Here is a 16,637-nt window from a genome sequence, read left to right on the forward strand (position 1 = left end):
AACGCATGCTCGGGCGGCTCATCGCCTCGCAAATCGCCTCCGCATCATTCGCGTCGTTCTTGTTGCTCTTCACGTACGGCTTGACGAACTGCGGCGCGATGAGCTTCACCGTGAAGCCGCGTTTCTGCAATTGCCGGGCCCAATGATGCGCGCCGCCGCAAGCTTCCATACCGATCTCGCAGCCGGGTTCAATCTTCTCCAGCAACGCCGCCAGCCATTCCGCCCGGCCCAGCTTCTTGCGCCATACAACCTTTTCGCAACGATCAACCCCGTGCACTTGAAAGACACTCTTGGCGAGATCGACGCCGACGCGGATAATCTTCATGGTGGACTCCTTCTCTCAACTGGTTGTGTCGAAACTCCAGTTTAGGCGCATCGACGCCGATAGGTGAGGAGGAGTCCATCCCATTGCTTTTGGCCGAACCCCGCCAGAGTTCTAATTTTTAACGACAAGAAGAATAAGTCCAAGGACTTCAAGGCCCAGACAAATCCCTATCCAAATTCCATGACCTACATCGCCCAAAGCAAGCGGGAATTTAACATGAAGAGCCGGGTAGCTGCAAATACCCATTAAACCAATGATGAGGGTACAAAGGCCAATTTTTTTATTAAAGACTTGCATCATCTCTCCTTAAATAAAACCAGCAGTAATTTCTACAATGGTGGCTACTGGCAGGATACGGGCATCTAGTCCTTCTTTGCCGAAAATATAACTAAAGGCAGAGCAATAACAAACGCGACTATCACGGTAGTGATCACTCTATACCAATCGAGGTGCGAAAAGCCATTCAATAAGCCACTGTAGATAACAGCTCCGGTACCCGCGCCCGCCGGGGCGCTTATGAGAAATTTCTTGTTCATCTACGCTTCTATTTAATAAAAATCACTACGGCAGTGTCGGTTATTGGCCGGCTGCTGGCACCGTTTATGGTCGAGGGACTGGAATGGTCTTGCGCGATTCCGGCACAATCGCAGACGGGTTGTACGAGCTGGCACAAATTGGTTTGAACAAAGCGGCGTATTCAGCGAGCGCTGGCATGCCAGCCTTTCGCCTTCGCTCAGCTAACCCTGCAAGGTCGTCGATTTCGAACGGCTGCCACTCCTCGCGGCTGATGCATTCCCCCTGGGTGCCAAAGCGTTGCGGATAATGCGTCCGGTCATAAAGATATGCATAGTCCTTCAGGGAGGCTTGTCCGCTATCAACAAGTGGCATCATTAGCTTAAGCACTTTACGTTGAAAATCGGCGTCGCGGTCTGCATGTTGCGCCAATAGCCAGGCAGCCCTTCCTCCATCTTCTCCAACCATCTCGTACGTTGGCCATCCATACTGTTCTACGATCTCCTTTAAGCGTCGCAGGTTGCGTGCATCAGTCTCCGCCCATTTTTCAAAGTCGCCTTTTTCGGCGCGCGCTCTTACATCCTGGTCGAGCTCTTTCATGTTAAGGAGCTCTTCTCTCAATGTTGGAAGTGAAGCAGCGGCAACGGCGGCGTGTACGCTAACTGTCACCGAAAAACTGATGGATACGGCTAGAAGAAAAATTCGTTTCAGCGCTTTTCTTTGCATCATCAATACCTCTCTTGGGTCTTCGAATCCGTCCGCTACTGGCCGGTAGTCGTCGATGGTACTCGGACGAGGACCGCCAATTGCGAGCAGTAGGTTCGAACAAGCTTAACCGAGTGCGTCCTCATAAACAGCCAAATCTTCCGGTGAATAGCAACAGAACACGACTTCCTCTATTTCAGGCGCACCTACGAGAGCATCGCGCACTGTCTGCACGGCAGTCGTTGCAGCTAAGGTGATCGGATAGCCGAAGATCCCGGTGCTGATACTCGGGAATGCTATCGAGCGCAGCGCTTTGCTGCGCGCAAGCGTGATTGAGCGGCGGTAGCAACTAGCGAGGAGTTCCGGCTCCCCCTGATCGCCTCCACGCCAGACTGGGCCAACCGTATGGATGATGTATTGGGCCGGCAAGCGATATGCCTTGGTTAGTTTAGCCTCGCCAGTCTTGCAGCCACCGAGGAGGCGGCATTCATGCACCAGCTCGGGCCCTGCTGCACGGTGAATGGCGCCGTCAACCCCGCCGCCTCCAAGCAAAGAGGAATTGGCTGCATTGACGATGGCGTCTACCGTCAAGGTGGTGATGTTGGCTCGCAGGGCATGTATTAATGGTCTCATGGTTCATCACTGTACTACACGTGCTAAGCAACACTCGCGGCAGGCAGAGAGCAGTCCGTAGTTGAGCGTGAAGTGGCAGAAAACGGCTGTCGAATGACTGTTCCTGGCCGAATTCGGCACGTCGCTAATTCCATTTAATCCATGCGGGAGCTGCTCCCTGGTTCACATAAAAATAGGCGATAGCCTTGTAGCATTGCTCGACCTCGACGCACCAAGAAAGCGGATACTCATCCACCTGCCCGTTCGCCAATCTAAAACTATAAACATCGTCTCCGACGTACTCACCGATTGAGTGAACTGAATCGTCGTCATTCCGCATATGCAGAAGCCATGCATGTTCTCCATTACGGAGCATGCACATTGAGGGGAATGACTCCGCTGCTACCCAAAGCTCAAATTCTGGTACAAGGTCGCAGTCGTTTAACACCGCCCCCAGCTGTTCAAGGGAAGCAATCGAGACAGTGGTGCCATTGAACTGCATTTTCATCATCGTCAATCATCTAAAGTTGCGAGCGGCGACTTATGGCCGGTGACGGAAACTATGCTGCCGTATCTCCCGCCTGTGCCGTCAACGCAGGTACATAAAGGCCAGCTTTTATAAGTGCCGCATGCAACGCGAGAACAGTCGCCCTAGCGTAGCAGCTGAGCTTGGAATCCGTCTGATTATAATCCCCTCCCACCACTCTAATCACCGTGTTATAGAGGTAGTCGCCGGCGAACTCCTCTTCAGTCATGACGTGCTTAATCGCCGAAATAACTCCATCCAAAAAAGCCAACGGAATTTGCGATTCACTCACCTCCCAGCTGAGTACACATGGTCCAAAGCTCTCCTCGCCAGGCTCCAAAACCAGATCTATGACACCGTAACGTCCAGGCGGTCCCATCTGGCGGACGAAGCGCCCCTCACCGGCACACCTGCCAGGGACAGTCACGCTTTTGTTTCCAGTCATGTACAAATAAAAGAGCATTTATTTTTCCAACGATTACTTAAACGCGAAAGCTGAGGTGTTTTACCACCGTCCGCTGCTGGCCGCAAACCGACGACGGCCTCACTCAGTTTTTCCGGAACCATGTGATTTTTGAAGCAACGGAATTGCATCGTTTTGCAAACTAGCTAGACAGCTGCGGGCTTCCGCATCCATTAAGTTACTTTTCTCACGTTTCTCCTGCTCCAAAACATCAACCACTCTTTGTGTCGCGGAGTCTTTTTCACGGATGAGAAAATCCCCGTGTGATGCGGTGGCAGCTGCAAGCCAGAACACGTTCTTTCCTTCGCGGTACCCGTTTAAACCCTTGCTCGTCGGTTCATGCTTTGACAGGTATTTGTAGAAAAAATCATAGACATTGGCACAGTAGAGGAATCTTCCGGCTAAAGCATCGCCATCCGTGTCGGCCAAAGCTGAAGCAGAAGACACTCCCATGAAAATAAGGACAGCTGCTGACTTGGTAATTAAACGCATCAATTTTCCATAAATTCTAAATAGGCACCATTATCTCAAAGTCCGCTCGTGGCCGGTAGCAGACGCTACCCGATCTATAGTTTTATAAAATAAGTTATGCGTCTGCCCAACCGAAGAGAGCCAGCATAAGTTTAGGTTGAATGATCATCACGATTCCCGTTGCGCCCATTAACAGGCTGACTAGGAAGGCTGGAAAGCCTTTTATATGGCCTGGAGATTCTTTTCCATCCCAACCATATGACACTTCACATGCCGCAATTAGCACAACTGCGTCTACGAGCATCGTGACTCCCAGGCCCCTCATTCCCGCGATCGAACTTACAAACGAAAATAGGGCGACCACCACTGCGAAGGCTGCCAAACCCGCGTTGCGCCAGCGTGAGTTGTTTTCATGTGGCGACTGCTTAAGCGTCATTTGTAATCCATTCTTATCGAACGTCGGCCAGGACAGGGCTTTCAGCTCCCAAGAACTTCTTTGTCAACTGTGAAAATGATTATCCACGGTGTACGATAGCATTGTTCAATGCCGCGATAACTTGGCTCAGGTAATCGCGCTGATACGTCACTAAGGCGGTGGTCTCTCCTGCGGAGGTCGATAGCAGGATGTGGTAGACGGTTTTTTGCTGGTACAGGTAGTAAGCTGCGGCCGCTGCAATAAGTAAGCCGGTAATAAAGCTGGCATTGATCATGATGACAATGCCGATCGCTAGCACAATGATCCCGCCTACGCGACTAGGTTTCTTTTCATAGGGCTTCACCGAAGTGACGTTGTTCATCGCGTAGGTTTGTCCGCCGTTGATGAAGCGTGCATTCGTTACCTTTACGTCTCCGTACTCGAAGAAAATGCGTTCGTCCATGCTGAGATTCCTGTCTATTCGCCAGTAGTAGATTTTCAATCTTACGCACTTTCCGTTTGGGAATATACGCGAATTGTCACCAAGCATGGCCTGAAATAGCGATAGAGGCTTACGCCTTGGTTCTAGCTGGCTACTCTTCGGTGGTTTTAACCGTCGATTCTGGCCGCGTTCGGCCTCGCTACTTTGCAACGATGTTGTTCATACTTTCGAAATCCGTCTGTTGACGGTCCGCTGGTAGTCGAACTCAGGGAGTCTCGAAAAACCTGTCCTTCCCGCGAAAGCGGGAGCCCGTACGTCGCATGCCCAGAGGCTCAGCATGGATTCCCGCGTGCGCGGGAATGACGAATTAACGGTTATTCGAGGTGGCCCTCAGCCGCCTCCAACGCGGCGTCGCGTCCATTCGTCCGCCACGTCGCCCATGTTCTTCGCCAAGCCATTGCGCACCCACGCCATCAGTTCACGGTCAAATTTGAAATCGGGACCGCACTGACCGGAGAGAAAGCGCCGGACGTTTTGCGTGTTCTTGTAATCAGAGTCGATTTCGGTTGTTCGCGAAATCACTCCGCCATGCCAATCGAATTTCATCTTCAAATTCCTTCTATCAAAGACACCAATTTGACTACAGGCAATTTTATCTACGAAGTTTACCTCCTTCGAAGCTCAAGCCGTCGGGGGCAGTTCCGGCATTCAGTCATTCCTGACGCTAACTGGGCAGATTGCCGGAAACTGACCCCGTGCGTTGGTAATCATCTACGCGCTGAAGATGCAAACCCCTGATTCTCCCACTTGCAGCCGAGTCCGGCAGCCAATGCTCTTGCGAGTACCAGCGATGGCGCATCCAGAATTGCCCACTTGACGTCACCAGGATACAGAATGCTGGAAAATACGAATTTCGATCCGTCATGCTTGGTCCACAGAACGATATCGATGCGATGAGCTGATCCCCTGCTGCCTTCCGCAACGAGTATGCGCTCGACCTTTTCAAATTTCTCCGCCTTGTGGGCAATCGACAGCCGGCGGCACGGGCCAAAATGTCGCCATACTATTTGCTGACCAGGGTCGAATTCCGATTTTCGTGAAAGGAGTATGATTCCTGACCCCGCCCAGACTACAGCCCAAGCGGCGACGCAAACAATCGTTGTAAGGGCGCGCTGTGTGAAATACAAAACCAAAACAGGCATCAGAGCGACAGAGATGAGGAAGAAGACAAGATCATCTCGCCGAGGCTGGCCCACAATTCCTTTTTTTTGTTCCATAATTTCAAAGCTTCGTCATTTGATGTGATGAACTCAGCGGAGCCTCGGCTGGGCAATTGCCTTTATGATATTCGGAAGGATAGCATTCTATCAATGAGGAAAATGCACGCATTGTCACTGCCCGACCTACTCGCCGGCTGGCTCGGCGCGCGATCGCTGGCGCACGGCCTGCCGCTGCCGGTGGCGGACCATGGCGGGCTGCGTGTCGATAGCGGCCTGCCCCATGAAAACCAGCGTTACGTCTTTGCCGGCCCGATGCAAGGAATACGCGAGCTGGGCCAGTCGATTACGACGCCATACACCCTGATCAAGATGTGCGGCACCGGCGAGCAATTGCTGGCGCTTGTGCCGCCCAGGTGGCAGCTCCAGCCCTCCGCTTACCTGATGATGCGGGACGGCGTCCGCGATGGGGTGCCGCCGCTGCCTGCCGGATATCGGATCGATGTGGAGGAAAACTATCCGATTGCGACGGTACGTATTTTTGCGGAGGACGGCGCGCTTGCCGCCATCGGTCATGCGGCTGAATACGCCGGCGTATTCATTTTCGACCGCATCTTCACCGCCGCCGCGCACCGGCGGCGGGGCTTGGGCAGGGTGCTGATGGCGGCGCTGGGGGCGATACAGCAATCAGGCGCGGCGCAACGGGTACTGGTGGCCACGGAGGAGGGCCGGGCGCTCTATTCGGCGCTCGGCTGGTACGTGCGTTCGCCTTACTCTACGGTGGCGATTCCGCCACCTCCGCTCCCATTAATCCTGACAAGGAAATTTGAAGCGTTTATTTGACGCAGTCGACATCGGTCCCCTTGGCGTCGAGCTTATAGTAAGGCGATCCCGTCTTGAGATGCCGCAGATGAAAATCGACCTGGTCCAAGTCAATTCAGCAGCCGCTTGGCCAATAGTTGTCGATCTCGACGGGACATTGACCGCAACGGATACGCTTGTCGAGTCGGTCATCCAGTTCATCAAGCAATCGCCGCTCAATTTACTGCGCCTGCCTTTCTGGCTACTGAAAGGTCGCGCGGCGTTCAAGGATGCGGTCTGCTCCCGTGCCGCCATCTCGGCGGACCGCTTGCCCTACCGCGAGGCGTTGCTGGTTTATCTGCGCAGTGAAAAAAGCAAGGGGCGCCATATCATCCTGGCAACGGCGGCGCATAAATCAATCGCCCAGGGCGTATCCGACCACCTTGCGTTGTTCGATGACGTATTGGCTACCGACATGGGCCGCAATCTCAAGGGCAGCGTCAAACTTGAAGCCATACAGGAAAAGCTTGGAACAGACTTCGTCTATGCCGGCGATAGTCGTTCAGACATCCCGATATGGAACGCCGCGCAAGCAGCCATTCTGGTTGGGGCTTCGGCAGGCCTGGCCAAATCCGTCCGCGACCGAAACCCGGTCGAGCAGGAATTTTCGAAAGAGCCAATTGGCTTTTCCACATGGATGAAGGCATTGCGGGTACACCAATGGCTGAAAAACCTGCTGTTGTTCGTGCCCTTGCTAACCGCCTTTTCCTTCATGGACATTGGGAAGCTCGCGACAATAGCGCTGGCCTTCCTGTCATTTTCGTCTGCCGCTTCCGCAACGTATATGTTCAACGATTTGTGGGATCTGGAAAGCGACCGCGCTCATCCCCGAAAAAAGGACCGTCCATTCGCCAGCGCCAGGATACCGATACTTACCGGGCTTGTGGTCGCCGGCTGTTTGCTCATGCTGGCGTTTGCCTTGGCTCTGGTAGTCTCCCAGGCTTTCTTCCTAATGTTGCTCCTGTACGTAATTCTTACCAGCAGCTATAGCTGGATGTTCAAGGAATACGTGCTGATTGACGTGATCATGCTGTCTCTGCTTTACACGCTGCGCATCCTTGCCGGCTCTGTGGCTGCCGCAATCCCCACCAGCGAGTGGTTGTTGGCCTTTTCGGTTTTCATGTTCCTGAGTTTGGCATTGGTGAAGCGCTGTTCCGAACTAATCTCGCTGGAACAGATCGGAAATATAGCCGCACGCGGCCGCGATTACCGGGTGGCGGACCTGGCGGTACTGTCGCCACTGGGTGTGGCGTCCGCCATGTCGGCAGTCGTTGTCTTCGGGCTTTTTATCAATTCCCCCGATACCCAATCCCGCTACGCGACACCTGGTCTGTTATGGCTCGTGGCCATAGGATTGATTTACTGGCTGGCCCGGCTTTGGATCAAGACCTCGCGCGGAGAGATGCACGACGATCCCGTGATCTATGCGATCAAAGACCGTGGCAGCCGCAGCACCGTCATCGTCATGGCAGTCACGATGCTGATAGCACACTTTCTTGCGTTGGATGGAATGCTATGAATACTCTTTTCATTGCCGTCTTGAGCATCGCGCTCTCTGTCATGGCCCAGTTTTCCTTGAAGGCAGGCATGTCCAGTGCGGATGTGAGGGAGGTCATGGCACAGCCGCTGGCTCTGCGTACCGCCTTCACGGTGTTTTCAAACAGGTTCGTGTTGAGCGGTTTTTTCCTTTATGGGGTGGGCGCCATAGTCTGGCTCGGGGTGTTATCCAGGTGGGACATCAGCAAGGCATATCCCTTGGTTGGACTGGGCTTTGGACTAACCGTCATTGTCGGCTTGTTAGCGGGAGAGCAGGTGACGATGCTGCGTGCCGGCGGGGTTGCGCTGATCTGCGCGGGGGTTTTTTTAGTCAGCAAGAGTTAGCTGATCTATCGGAGCAGCGACATGCGTCCAATGTTTGCCCGTGTCAGTGAAAAGCAGTGGCTGGCTTTGATTTTGGTGTTCGCGCTTTTGGTGCGGACCGCGACAGCTTTTGCCCTGCAATTCCAGCCTGTCAGCGACTACGCTGGATATGAGCAGATGGCGATGAACCTGGTGGCTGGCAACGGGTTGGTAGAGGGGGGCAATTCCGCATTCCTGAGTGCCGGCTACCCCTTGTTTGTTTTGGCGCCGGTTTTTGCCGTCTTTGGCCACCATTTGCTGGCGGCGCTGTTTGCGAATGCATTGCTATGCACCGTCAGCGCGTGGTTGATTCATCTGATCGCGAAAGAGGCTGGCGCTGGCAAGGCGGGGCGGTTGCTCAGTGTCGGTATATTCGCCATTTACCTGCCGTCGTGGATTTATGCGGCATACCTTGCCAAAGAAAATCTGATGATGCCGCTGATGCTCGGTGTCGTCCTGCTTTCCTTGCGATGCAGCTGCAATCCGTCGGCGCGGATTGCGATCCTGGTTGGCGCTATTCTCGGACTGCTTGCGATCACTGGAAATTCCGGCTTGACGCTTACCCCGGTTTTTGTGATTGCGCTGATGATTTCACCCTTGTCTTTGCGCCGAAAACTGGCAAGACTCGGCTTGACCGTATTGGTCGCCTTGCTCGTCGTGGCGCCCTGGCTGATACGCAACTATCAAGTCCTTGGCGCCCCGGTTTTAAACACCAATGGGGGCTTCAATCTCTACCTGGGTAACAATGCCGCCGCGGACGGCATGTTTATTTCCATTGCCGACACGCCAAGGGGCGCTACCTGGCATCAGTTACGCAAGCAAGGGGAGGTCGTGGCAAATGACACATTGAAACACGAGGCGATTGCCTGGATAAAGCAGAATCCGAACCGGTTCCTCGCCCTGTCGTTTAAAAAAGTCGTCCTGTTCTGGATGCCTCCGGTACACGAGGGGGAAGGCCCTCAGCCCAAAGGAGAAGCCTTGACGCGCTTGGCGTGGCTGGCGCAATATCTTTTGATCTGCGGCTCGGCGGTGGGCGGCCTTGCTTATCGACGGCTACGAACCAGAAATACTTGCCTGCTCTGGCTTGCCGCGCTGTGCTACACGTCGGTGCATATGATTTTTTACGTGATTTACCGCTACAGGGAGCCGATTATGCCCTTGTTGATCATTCTTGCCGCCATGGCCGTCGAGCAGCTGATCCGGGCGCGTAAGCGGCAGCGCCCGGCGGATCCCTTCGCTCTTATGCCTTCTTCGCCTCGCTGATGTAGCGGTCGACCACGGTCGGCAGCACCGTCAGCGGCACGCCGCAGCTTTGCACCAGCGCATCGTTGAAGGCGGCCAGGTCGAACTTGCCGCCCAGCGCGGCCTTGGCGCGTTCGCGCTGGCGCAGGATTTCGTTGTGGCCCATCTTGTAGCCGCAGGCCTGTCCCGGCGATACGCTGTAGCGATCGATCTCGCTGGTCATCGCCGGCAAGCCGCGGCCGGTGTTCTCGACCAGGAAGCGGATCGCCTGCTGGCGCGTCCATTTCAGCGCGTGCATGCCGGTGTCGACCACCAGGCGGCAGGCGCGGAACTGCTGCGCCTGCAGATAGCCGATCTGGCTGAACGGGTCGTTGGCGTACAAGCCGAATTCGTCCACCAGCTGCTCCGCATACAAGGCCCAGCCTTCGACGAAGGCGTTAAAGCCCATCAGCGACGAAATCAGCGGCAGCTCGTTGTGATGCTCGGCCAGGTAGGCGCCCTGGAACGCATGTCCCGGCAAGCCTTCGTGCGCGGTCAGCGTGGCCAGCTCGGACTTCGGCCACAGCGTCGTCGATTTCAGGTTGATGTAGTAGATCGCCGGGCGCGAGCCGTCCAGCGAGGCGAAGTTCATGTAGCCGAGCGCCGCGCCGGCTTCGATATCGACCGGCACCCGCTTGATCTGCAGCGGCACCTTCAGGTCCATGTGCGAGATCTTCGGCATCAGCGCGCGCACCGCGTTGACGCGCTCATTGCAGTAGGCGATCAGTTGTTCGCGGCCGGCGTCGTTGTCGGCGTAGAAGCGCTTCGGATCCTTGGCCAGCGCCCGCATGCGCGCGCCCACCGTGCCTTGCGTGATGCCCTGCGCCTTGAGGATGGCGTCGATGCGCGATTGCAGCTGCTTGTTCTGTTCCAGGCCGATGGCGTGGATCTCCTGCGCGCTGCGGCTGGTCGAGGTGCCCAGCCTGAGCGCCCATTCGTAGTATGCCGCGCCGTCCGGCAGGCGGTGCACGCCGGCGACGTCGGTGGCTTTGGCGGTGGCCTTGGCGAAGGCGGCGATCTGGCGCTCCAGCGCCGGATAGACCATGCCGTTCACCAGCTTGGTGGCACGCGCATCCCAGTCGCCGGCGAGGCCCAGCTTGCGCGTGCGCTCGGCGATCGAGGTCACCAGCTTTTGCGCGGCGACCGGCGTCTTGCGGAAGTCGCGCAACTGGCCCAGCGCGGTGTGGGCGATGAAGTTCGGCGGCATGATGTCGTGGCCGGCCTGCTCGACGATGCGCGCAGTTTCCTGGTCCAGCACGCGCGCCATCGCCGACACGCGTTCCAGATAGGCCTCGGCATCGGCGGCGTTGGCGATCTGGTGCTGCGAATCGAGGAATTCGGGGATGCGGGTCAGCGCGCCGTCCTGCTGGGTAACCGGGAAGGGCGAGGTGCCGCCGAAGAAGCCGCTGGCGGCGCCGCCGAACCGGAAGCGCAACCCGGCCGCGCCTTCGTTGGCGGCGTAGCGCACGGTGTCGTAGCGGATCTGGGCGTCGGCGCTCAGCGTGCCGCGGTCCAGCGCGGACAGCCGGCCCAGCATCGATTGCACCTGCGTGGCCCAGGCGGCGTCGCCTGCGGGGGAAGCGTCTTCCAGCTGCGATTTGAGTGCGGCGCGGCCGTCCTTGTCCATGCCCAGCGAGGTGGCGGTGGTCGGCGTCAGGCGCAGGATCTCGTCGGCGAAGGTGTCGAGCAGGGCGGTGAAGCGCGCATCGGACGGCGCCGGCTGGGCCAGCGCGAAGCCGGGCAAGGCGCTGACGGCGGTGGCCGACAGCGCGGACAGCAGCAGGTCGCGGCGGGAGAAGCTTTGAGGTTGTTGAGATTGATTAGGCACGGAATCCTTTGATCCATTCTTTGAGCATGAGCGCCCCCTGGTGCACCAGCGTGGGGCCGTGGTTGGCGGTGTTAGCGCGCAGATCCTGCAAGTGTACGCCGGCATGCACCAACTCGACCGCGTGGCCGATCAGCCATTGCTCCAGCCGGGCCGGGCTGAATTCGGGATGGCACTGGAACGCCAGCGCAAAATGGTCGATGGCAAACGCCTGGTGCCGGCAAGCCGGGGTCGAAGCCAGCAGCGATGCGCCCGGCGGCATGTCGAAGGTGTCGCCGTGCCAGTGCAGCATCGAGGTGTGGTCGGGGCCGACGTGGCGCAGCGGCGAAGCGGCGCCGGCCGCGGTCAGGGTCAGCGGCTCCCAGCCGATTTCGCGGATGCCGGAATGGACGCTGGCGCCCAGCGCCTTGGCCATCAGCTGGCCGCCCAGGCAAAGGCCCAGCGTCGGTCGTTCGACGAACAGGCGCTGGCGCAGCAGCGCGACCTCGTCGGCGATGAACGGGTAGTGGCGGGTGTCGTTGACGCTGATCGGGCCGCCCAGCACGATCAGCAGGTCGGCGTCCGCGGCGGGCGCGAGATCGTCCACGCCGGCTTCCAGGTACTGCAACTTGTAGCCGGCGGACGAGAGGGGTGCGGCGAAACTGCCGACGTCTTCATACATGACGTGGCGGATTGCGACGGCTTTTTTCAAGGTGGTCTCCCGACTATTTTGTAATTTTCATTACCTTAATGCAACTCCTGCATAAAACGCAAGTGATAGCGTGTAACAAGCTCATGCAGTGTGTCGATTTCCTGACGCGGCAGGGCCAGCGCCACGTGCATGTCGGGACGAATCAGATAGGCTGCATCGCGCAGCAGGCCGGCTGTTTCGGCGGTTTCGCTCCATGGCCAGGCTTGCAGCGGCAGTCCCAGGGCTTGGGCGGCGGCGGCCAGCGCCGGATCGGGTGTGCCGTAGATGTGCAGCTGCCAGGCCAGCGACTGCAGCGAGGCAAAGTTGTCCGCGCCGCCGGGCTGCGGCACCCACGGCAGACGGTCGCCGCCGATCACTTCGCCGGCGCGGCCGCCGCTCAGCGGGCTGTCGGGATAGTGGATCTGCACCTGCGAGATGGTCTTGAACAGCGTGCGGCGCGCCGCCGCGAAGCCGGCCAGCACCGGGAACACATGCGGCACCAGCCAGCCCCGCAGCAGCTGGCCGCCCGCGCCCTGCGAGACGATCAGCTGGAACGCGCGGTCGGTGGTGGCCACCAGCCTGCGGGCAAAGACGATGCGTTCGGCCTGGTAGGTGTCGAGCAGGGCGGCGGTGGCCCGGCCCTGCAGCACGTGGGCCAGTTTCCACGACAGGTTGACGGCGTCGCCGATGCCGGTGTTCATGCCCTGGCCGCCGGCCGGGCTGTGGATGTGGGCGGCGTCGCCGGCGATGAAGCAGCGGCCGACGCGGAATTGCCCGGCCACGCGGTGATGCACGCGGTAGGTCGAGAACCAGTTCACCTGTTCCACACGGATGCCGAGCAGCGGTTCCAGCACCCGGCGGATGTCTTCAAAATCCGGCTCGGGCTTGGCCTCGGCCTGCGGCGGCATGATGCCGATCAGCCGCTGCATGCCGCTCGAGCGCACCGGCAGCATCAGCGCGAACGTGTTGGCGCCGAGGTGGCCTATCAGGTCGCGGTTGTCCGGGCCGGCGACCTTGACGTCGGTCACGTAGTACAGGTGGTCGTAGGTGCCGCCGGAAAAGTCGAGCTTCAGCGACTCGCGCACCCGGCTGCGGGCGCCGTCGCAGCCGCACAGGTAGGCGGCGCTGCAGGCGATGCGTTCGCCGTCGCGCTCCAGCACGGCGCGCACGCCCCATTCGTCCTGCGTGAACGATTCGAGTTCGGTGTTCCACTCGACGTCGACGCCTTCCGCTTTCAATTGCGCGACCAGGAAGCGCTCGTGGTCGTCCTGCGGGAAGGACAGCACGAACGGGTAGGGACTGAGGCCGGCGCCGATGTCGGGCAGCGGCAGCTCGGCGATTTCCTCGCCGGCCTCGCGCAAGCGGATCGCGTGGATCGGAATGCCCAGGTTGACGACGGTGTCGCCAAAGCCGAGCTGGCGGTAGAACTCCAGCGTGCGCGCATGCACGGCCATTGCGCGCGAAGCCTGGCCCGGGCCGCTGTTCTTGTCGATGATGCGGATGGCAATACCATGCCGCGCCAGCCGGATGGCGAGCACCAGGCCGGTGGGACCGGCGCCTGCGATGAGTACTTGAGAAGCCATGGAACCAGTCTACATCCGAGGGGGAATGCGGTGCGCTCAATTGAGAGACGGCGAACGGCTGGATTTAAGGATGGGCTGGTAATATTGAGTAATATTATTTAACCAACATCATTAGCCATGACCGACTTCACCAAACGCCGCACCTTGCTGCTGGCGCTGGCCGCCGCGCCTTTGACCCGAGCCGCCGAATTGCTGGACAGTCCGCCCGCCGCCACGCCGCTGACGCCGGCGGCGCTGCTGGCCAAGCTGGAGGCCGAATCGGGCGGCCGCCTCGGCGTGGCCGCGCTGAACACCGCCGACGGCCGCCAGCTTCTACACCGCGCCGACGAACGCTTCCCGTTCTGCAGCACCTTCAAGACCATGCTGTCGGCGGCGGTGCTGGCGAAGGAGCCGTCGCTGCTGAAAAAACGCGTGGCCTACTCGAAGAGCGATCTGGTGGCGTACTCGCCGGTGACCGGCAAGCACGTCGGCAAGGGCATGACGGTGGCGGCGCTGTGCGAGGCCACCATCCAGTACAGCGACAACGCGGCGGCCAACCTGCTGATGAAGCAAATCGGCGGGCCGGCCGCGGTGACGGCGTTCGCGCGCTCGATCGGCGACAACGAATTCCGGCTGGACCGCATGGAGACGGAGCTCAACACCGCCGTGCCTGGCGATCCGCGCGACACCACGACGCCGGCGGCGATGGCGGCGTCGCTGCACAAGCTGGTGCTGGGCGACGGCCTGCCGCCGGCGCAGCGCAAGCAGCTCAAGGACTGGATGCTGGGGAATACCACCGGCGACACGCGCATCCGCGCCGGCGTGCCGTCCAACTGGCAGGTGGCCGACAAGACCGGCACCGGCGAGCATGGCACCACCAACGACATAGCCGTGCTGTGGCCTCCCGGCAGGGCGCCGATCGTGCTGGTAACGTACCTGACGCAGCCGGGCAAGGACGACAAGCCGCGCAGCGAAATCATCGCCGAAGCGGCGAAGATAGTATCGGAGGCGTTCCGGGTCGGCTAAACTACGCCCCTTACACTGAAGCGAGCACGCCATGACCGATAAAAAACAGCCACCATCCCGAGCAGCCAATCCTTTTCTGGATAGCGGTTTCTATACGCGCATGCGTGACTACACCGAGCGCGATGCGGCGTTTTCCAAGGAATTGAAGGCGATCGGCGAAAGCGGCGCCGGCAAACAGAGCACCGACGCGCGCTTCGCGCCGTCGCTGCAGGTGTTGCGCGGCGTGGTCAAGAAAGGCCTGCCGCTGGAGGAAATGCTGGCCCGTATCGTCAAGGGCGTGGAGAGCGGCTTGTGGGAGCCGTGGCTGACGGCGTTCGGCTTCGAATTGCGCGGCGTGAACTACGCCAAGACCGGCGAGCGCAATGCACGGCTGGCGCTGGATATCAGCCTGGGATCGAAGGCTCACACGGCGTTCGCCAACGCCGGCGTGGGCAACTGGCGCAGCCTGGTGGTCGAGGATTGCGCCCAGGTGCAGATCGACAAGCCGACCGAAAAGGCGCCGGCCAAGGCCGCCGCCATCTTCTTCCTCGACGCGCCCTGAGACTTTATTTTCCCCTTTATTTTTCCCACTCCACGTGCACCACGCGGTAGCCCTTGCTCTTGAGGACCTTGAGCAGCGTGGGGATGGCTTTCGCCGTCGGCGGGTTGGCGTCATGCATGAGGATGATGCCGCCGCCGTTGCTCGCGTCCAGGCTCTTGACCAGGCGCGCGGCGAGGATCTCGTTGGTGTCGTCCGGCAGCCAGTCGTTGATGCCGAGGTCGATCGAGGCGACGGTGATGCTGGCCTCTTTCAGAGCGGCCAGCATGGTTGGCGTTTCTTCCAAAAACGGAAAACGGTAGGCCGGCGCCGCGCTGCCGAAGGCGGCCTGGTAGCTCGCTTGCGCCTGTTTCAGGTCGGCCAGTTGTTCGGCGGCGCCGAGCGTCGCCAGGTGCGGGTGCGTGTTGCTGTGGATGCCCGTCGAGTGGCCTTCGCCGGCTACGCGGCGTCCCAGTTCGGGCGCCTTCGCCAGGTTTTCGCCGATCATGAAGAAGGTCGCCTTGGCGCATTGGTCGGCCAGCGCCTTCAGCACCAACGGCGTGGTTTCCGGAATCGGACCGTCGTCGAAGGTCAGCACCACTTCGCCTTTTTGCAGCGGCAGCGGGGCGTGCTGATTGGCGCCATACAACGCGCTTTCGCGCTTCAGCGTGATCGTGCGCGCCGTGCCCAGCGTGTCCGGGCCGCAGTCGGCGGCGTTTGCGGTTGCAGTTGCGAGTATGCCCAGCAGCAGTGCGACAGCCTTCATTTACTTCCTCCTTGGTAGATGGCTACATGGCCTGCCAGTCCGGCGGGCTTCATGATGAGCGGTATGGCTGTAACCGCGCCGGTGCCGCCGCTTGCGGGCCATTCCGCGAGTTGAGATCCCCGGCATTTTAGCTCGGCCTCACGACGGGTCCAGGCAAGCGCGAAGGCGAGGGGGCGTTCGGCGGCCGGCGTGGCTTGCAGCGCCGCCGTGACGGTGGGGCCGAGGTAGTCGCGCGCCACGGCCTCCCAGTCGGGGATGTCCTGCACGCGCATCATATCGACGCCGATTGCGCCGTGCAGGTGAATGGCGGCCAGCGAATAGCCGTCTTCGTGGCTGAACGAGCAGCCGATGGTGCTGTCGTGGCCTCCGACGATCACGTTCAACGGTCCGCCGGGCTGGGATTGGATGCCGAAACAGCTGGCCGGTTCGCCGGTGAGCGCGGCCAGCACCTCGCGCGCCGCGCGCCGGATGTTGGCACGCTGGGCCGAGCGGATCAAGGCGGGGTCAGTTCCGGCAATCGGACATGAGCTCAGCTCATGTC

The 16,637-nt window shown here is 59.3% G+C and carries 22 protein-coding genes; 6 read left to right on the plus strand and 16 right to left on the minus strand.

Annotated features, from left to right (window positions below; genetic code table 11):
• The 11 genes from ABWW33_RS32660 to ABWW33_RS32710 all read right to left on the minus strand — a co-directional run.
• A partial coding sequence (locus tag ABWW33_RS32660) for an IS110 family transposase (protein WP_353405573.1) occupies nucleotides 1-325 on the minus strand: 325 nt, incomplete at its 3' end.
• 111 nt (nucleotides 326-436) lie between these two features.
• The gene (locus ABWW33_RS32665; RefSeq protein ID WP_353405574.1) at nucleotides 437-625 is read right to left on the minus strand and encodes a hypothetical protein; all 189 of its coding nucleotides are present in this window, start codon (nucleotides 623-625) and stop codon (nucleotides 437-439) included.
• Nucleotides 626-925: 300 nt separating this feature from the next.
• Nucleotides 926-1,567 (minus strand): DUF6624 domain-containing protein, encoded by a 642-nt coding sequence (locus tag ABWW33_RS32670; protein ID WP_353405575.1) that lies wholly within the window; start codon nucleotides 1,565-1,567, stop codon nucleotides 926-928.
• Between the two features lie 102 nt (nucleotides 1,568-1,669).
• Nucleotides 1,670-2,176 carry an O-acetyl-ADP-ribose deacetylase gene (locus tag ABWW33_RS32675; RefSeq protein ID WP_353405576.1) on the minus strand — a complete coding sequence of 169 codons (507 nt, stop codon included), beginning with the start codon at nucleotides 2,174-2,176 and terminating at the stop codon, nucleotides 1,670-1,672.
• Between the two features lie 124 nt (nucleotides 2,177-2,300).
• Nucleotides 2,301-2,666 carry a hypothetical protein gene (locus ABWW33_RS32680; protein WP_353405577.1) on the minus strand — a complete coding sequence of 122 codons (366 nt, stop codon included), beginning with the start codon at nucleotides 2,664-2,666 and terminating at the stop codon, nucleotides 2,301-2,303.
• A 49-nt stretch (nucleotides 2,667-2,715) separates the two neighbouring features.
• Nucleotides 2,716-3,144, minus strand: a complete 429-nt coding sequence (locus ABWW33_RS32685; protein ID WP_353405578.1) for a hypothetical protein — start codon at nucleotides 3,142-3,144, stop codon at nucleotides 2,716-2,718.
• 81 nt (nucleotides 3,145-3,225) lie between these two features.
• Entirely contained in the window at nucleotides 3,226-3,636 is a 411-nt protein-coding gene (locus ABWW33_RS32690) for a hypothetical protein (protein WP_353405579.1), read from the minus strand.
• A gap of 94 nt (nucleotides 3,637-3,730) precedes the next feature.
• On the minus strand, nucleotides 3,731-4,051 hold the full coding sequence (locus ABWW33_RS32695; RefSeq protein WP_353405580.1) for a hypothetical protein: 321 nt from the start codon (nucleotides 4,049-4,051) through the stop codon (nucleotides 3,731-3,733).
• A 79-nt stretch (nucleotides 4,052-4,130) separates the two neighbouring features.
• Complete coding sequence (locus ABWW33_RS32700) at nucleotides 4,131-4,493, minus strand: DUF6232 family protein (RefSeq protein ID WP_353405581.1); 363 nt, start codon at nucleotides 4,491-4,493, stop codon at nucleotides 4,131-4,133.
• A gap of 369 nt (nucleotides 4,494-4,862) precedes the next feature.
• Nucleotides 4,863-5,078, minus strand: a complete 216-nt coding sequence (locus ABWW33_RS32705; protein ID WP_353405582.1) for a DUF6434 domain-containing protein — start codon at nucleotides 5,076-5,078, stop codon at nucleotides 4,863-4,865.
• A gap of 161 nt (nucleotides 5,079-5,239) precedes the next feature.
• Entirely contained in the window at nucleotides 5,240-5,749 is a 510-nt protein-coding gene (locus ABWW33_RS32710; RefSeq protein WP_353405583.1) for a hypothetical protein, read from the minus strand.
• A 93-nt stretch (nucleotides 5,750-5,842) separates the two neighbouring features.
• Between ABWW33_RS32710 and ABWW33_RS32715 the strand changes: the two genes are divergently transcribed.
• The 4 genes from ABWW33_RS32715 (at nucleotide 5,843) to ABWW33_RS32730 (ending at nucleotide 9,712) form a co-directional block, all read left to right on the plus strand.
• On the plus strand, nucleotides 5,843-6,532 hold the full coding sequence (locus ABWW33_RS32715) for a GNAT family N-acetyltransferase (RefSeq protein WP_353405584.1): 690 nt from the start codon (nucleotides 5,843-5,845) through the stop codon (nucleotides 6,530-6,532).
• Between the two features lie 67 nt (nucleotides 6,533-6,599).
• Entirely contained in the window at nucleotides 6,600-8,069 is a 1,470-nt protein-coding gene (locus ABWW33_RS32720; RefSeq protein ID WP_353405585.1) for a UbiA family prenyltransferase, read from the plus strand.
• A complete protein-coding gene (locus tag ABWW33_RS32725) occupies nucleotides 8,066-8,431 on the plus strand; it encodes a DMT family transporter (protein WP_176651464.1) in 366 nt (121 codons plus the stop codon). Before ABWW33_RS32720 ends, ABWW33_RS32725 begins: the two co-directional genes overlap by 4 nt.
• 21 nt (nucleotides 8,432-8,452) lie before the next feature.
• The gene (locus tag ABWW33_RS32730) at nucleotides 8,453-9,712 is read left to right on the plus strand and encodes a glycosyltransferase family 39 protein (RefSeq protein WP_353405586.1); all 1,260 of its coding nucleotides are present in this window, start codon (nucleotides 8,453-8,455) and stop codon (nucleotides 9,710-9,712) included.
• Here the strand turns inward: ABWW33_RS32730 and ABWW33_RS32735 are convergent.
• The 3 genes from ABWW33_RS32735 to ABWW33_RS32745 are packed head-to-tail and all read right to left on the minus strand — an operon-like array spanning nucleotide 9,690 to nucleotide 13,808.
• The gene (locus ABWW33_RS32735) at nucleotides 9,690-11,558 is read right to left on the minus strand and encodes a DUF885 domain-containing protein (protein ID WP_353405587.1); all 1,869 of its coding nucleotides are present in this window, start codon (nucleotides 11,556-11,558) and stop codon (nucleotides 9,690-9,692) included. The two genes, ABWW33_RS32730 and ABWW33_RS32735, sit on opposite strands and share 23 nt — an antisense overlap.
• On the minus strand, nucleotides 11,551-12,246 hold the full coding sequence (locus ABWW33_RS32740; protein WP_176651462.1) for a glutamine amidotransferase: 696 nt from the start codon (nucleotides 12,244-12,246) through the stop codon (nucleotides 11,551-11,553). Before ABWW33_RS32740 ends, ABWW33_RS32735 begins: the two co-directional genes overlap by 8 nt.
• A gap of 35 nt (nucleotides 12,247-12,281) precedes the next feature.
• Complete coding sequence (locus tag ABWW33_RS32745) at nucleotides 12,282-13,808, minus strand: FAD-dependent monooxygenase (RefSeq protein WP_353405588.1); 1,527 nt, start codon at nucleotides 13,806-13,808, stop codon at nucleotides 12,282-12,284.
• A 117-nt stretch (nucleotides 13,809-13,925) separates the two neighbouring features.
• On the opposite strand from ABWW33_RS32745, the gene bla reads away from it, so the two are divergent.
• Together bla and ABWW33_RS32755 are read left to right on the plus strand one after the other, a co-directional pair.
• A complete protein-coding gene (gene bla / locus ABWW33_RS32750; RefSeq protein ID WP_353405589.1) occupies nucleotides 13,926-14,813 on the plus strand; it encodes a class A beta-lactamase in 888 nt (295 codons plus the stop codon).
• A 31-nt stretch (nucleotides 14,814-14,844) separates the two neighbouring features.
• Nucleotides 14,845-15,354, plus strand: coding sequence for a hypothetical protein (locus ABWW33_RS32755; RefSeq protein WP_353405590.1), 510 nt, complete (start codon nucleotides 14,845-14,847; stop codon nucleotides 15,352-15,354).
• Between the two features lie 16 nt (nucleotides 15,355-15,370).
• Here ABWW33_RS32755 and ABWW33_RS32760 read toward each other — a convergent pair whose 3' ends face one another.
• On the minus strand, nucleotides 15,371-16,096 hold the full coding sequence (locus tag ABWW33_RS32760) for a polysaccharide deacetylase family protein (protein WP_353405591.1): 726 nt from the start codon (nucleotides 16,094-16,096) through the stop codon (nucleotides 15,371-15,373).
• Nucleotides 16,093-16,637, minus strand: a 545-nt coding sequence (locus ABWW33_RS32765) for a 4'-phosphopantetheinyl transferase family protein (protein ID WP_353405592.1), incomplete at its 5' end; no start/stop codon positions are given. The genes ABWW33_RS32760 and ABWW33_RS32765, both read right to left, overlap by 4 nt.

It is taken from the genome of Duganella hordei, from assembly GCF_040369125.1.
GTDB lineage: Bacteria > Pseudomonadota > Gammaproteobacteria > Burkholderiales > Burkholderiaceae_D > Rugamonas > Rugamonas hordei.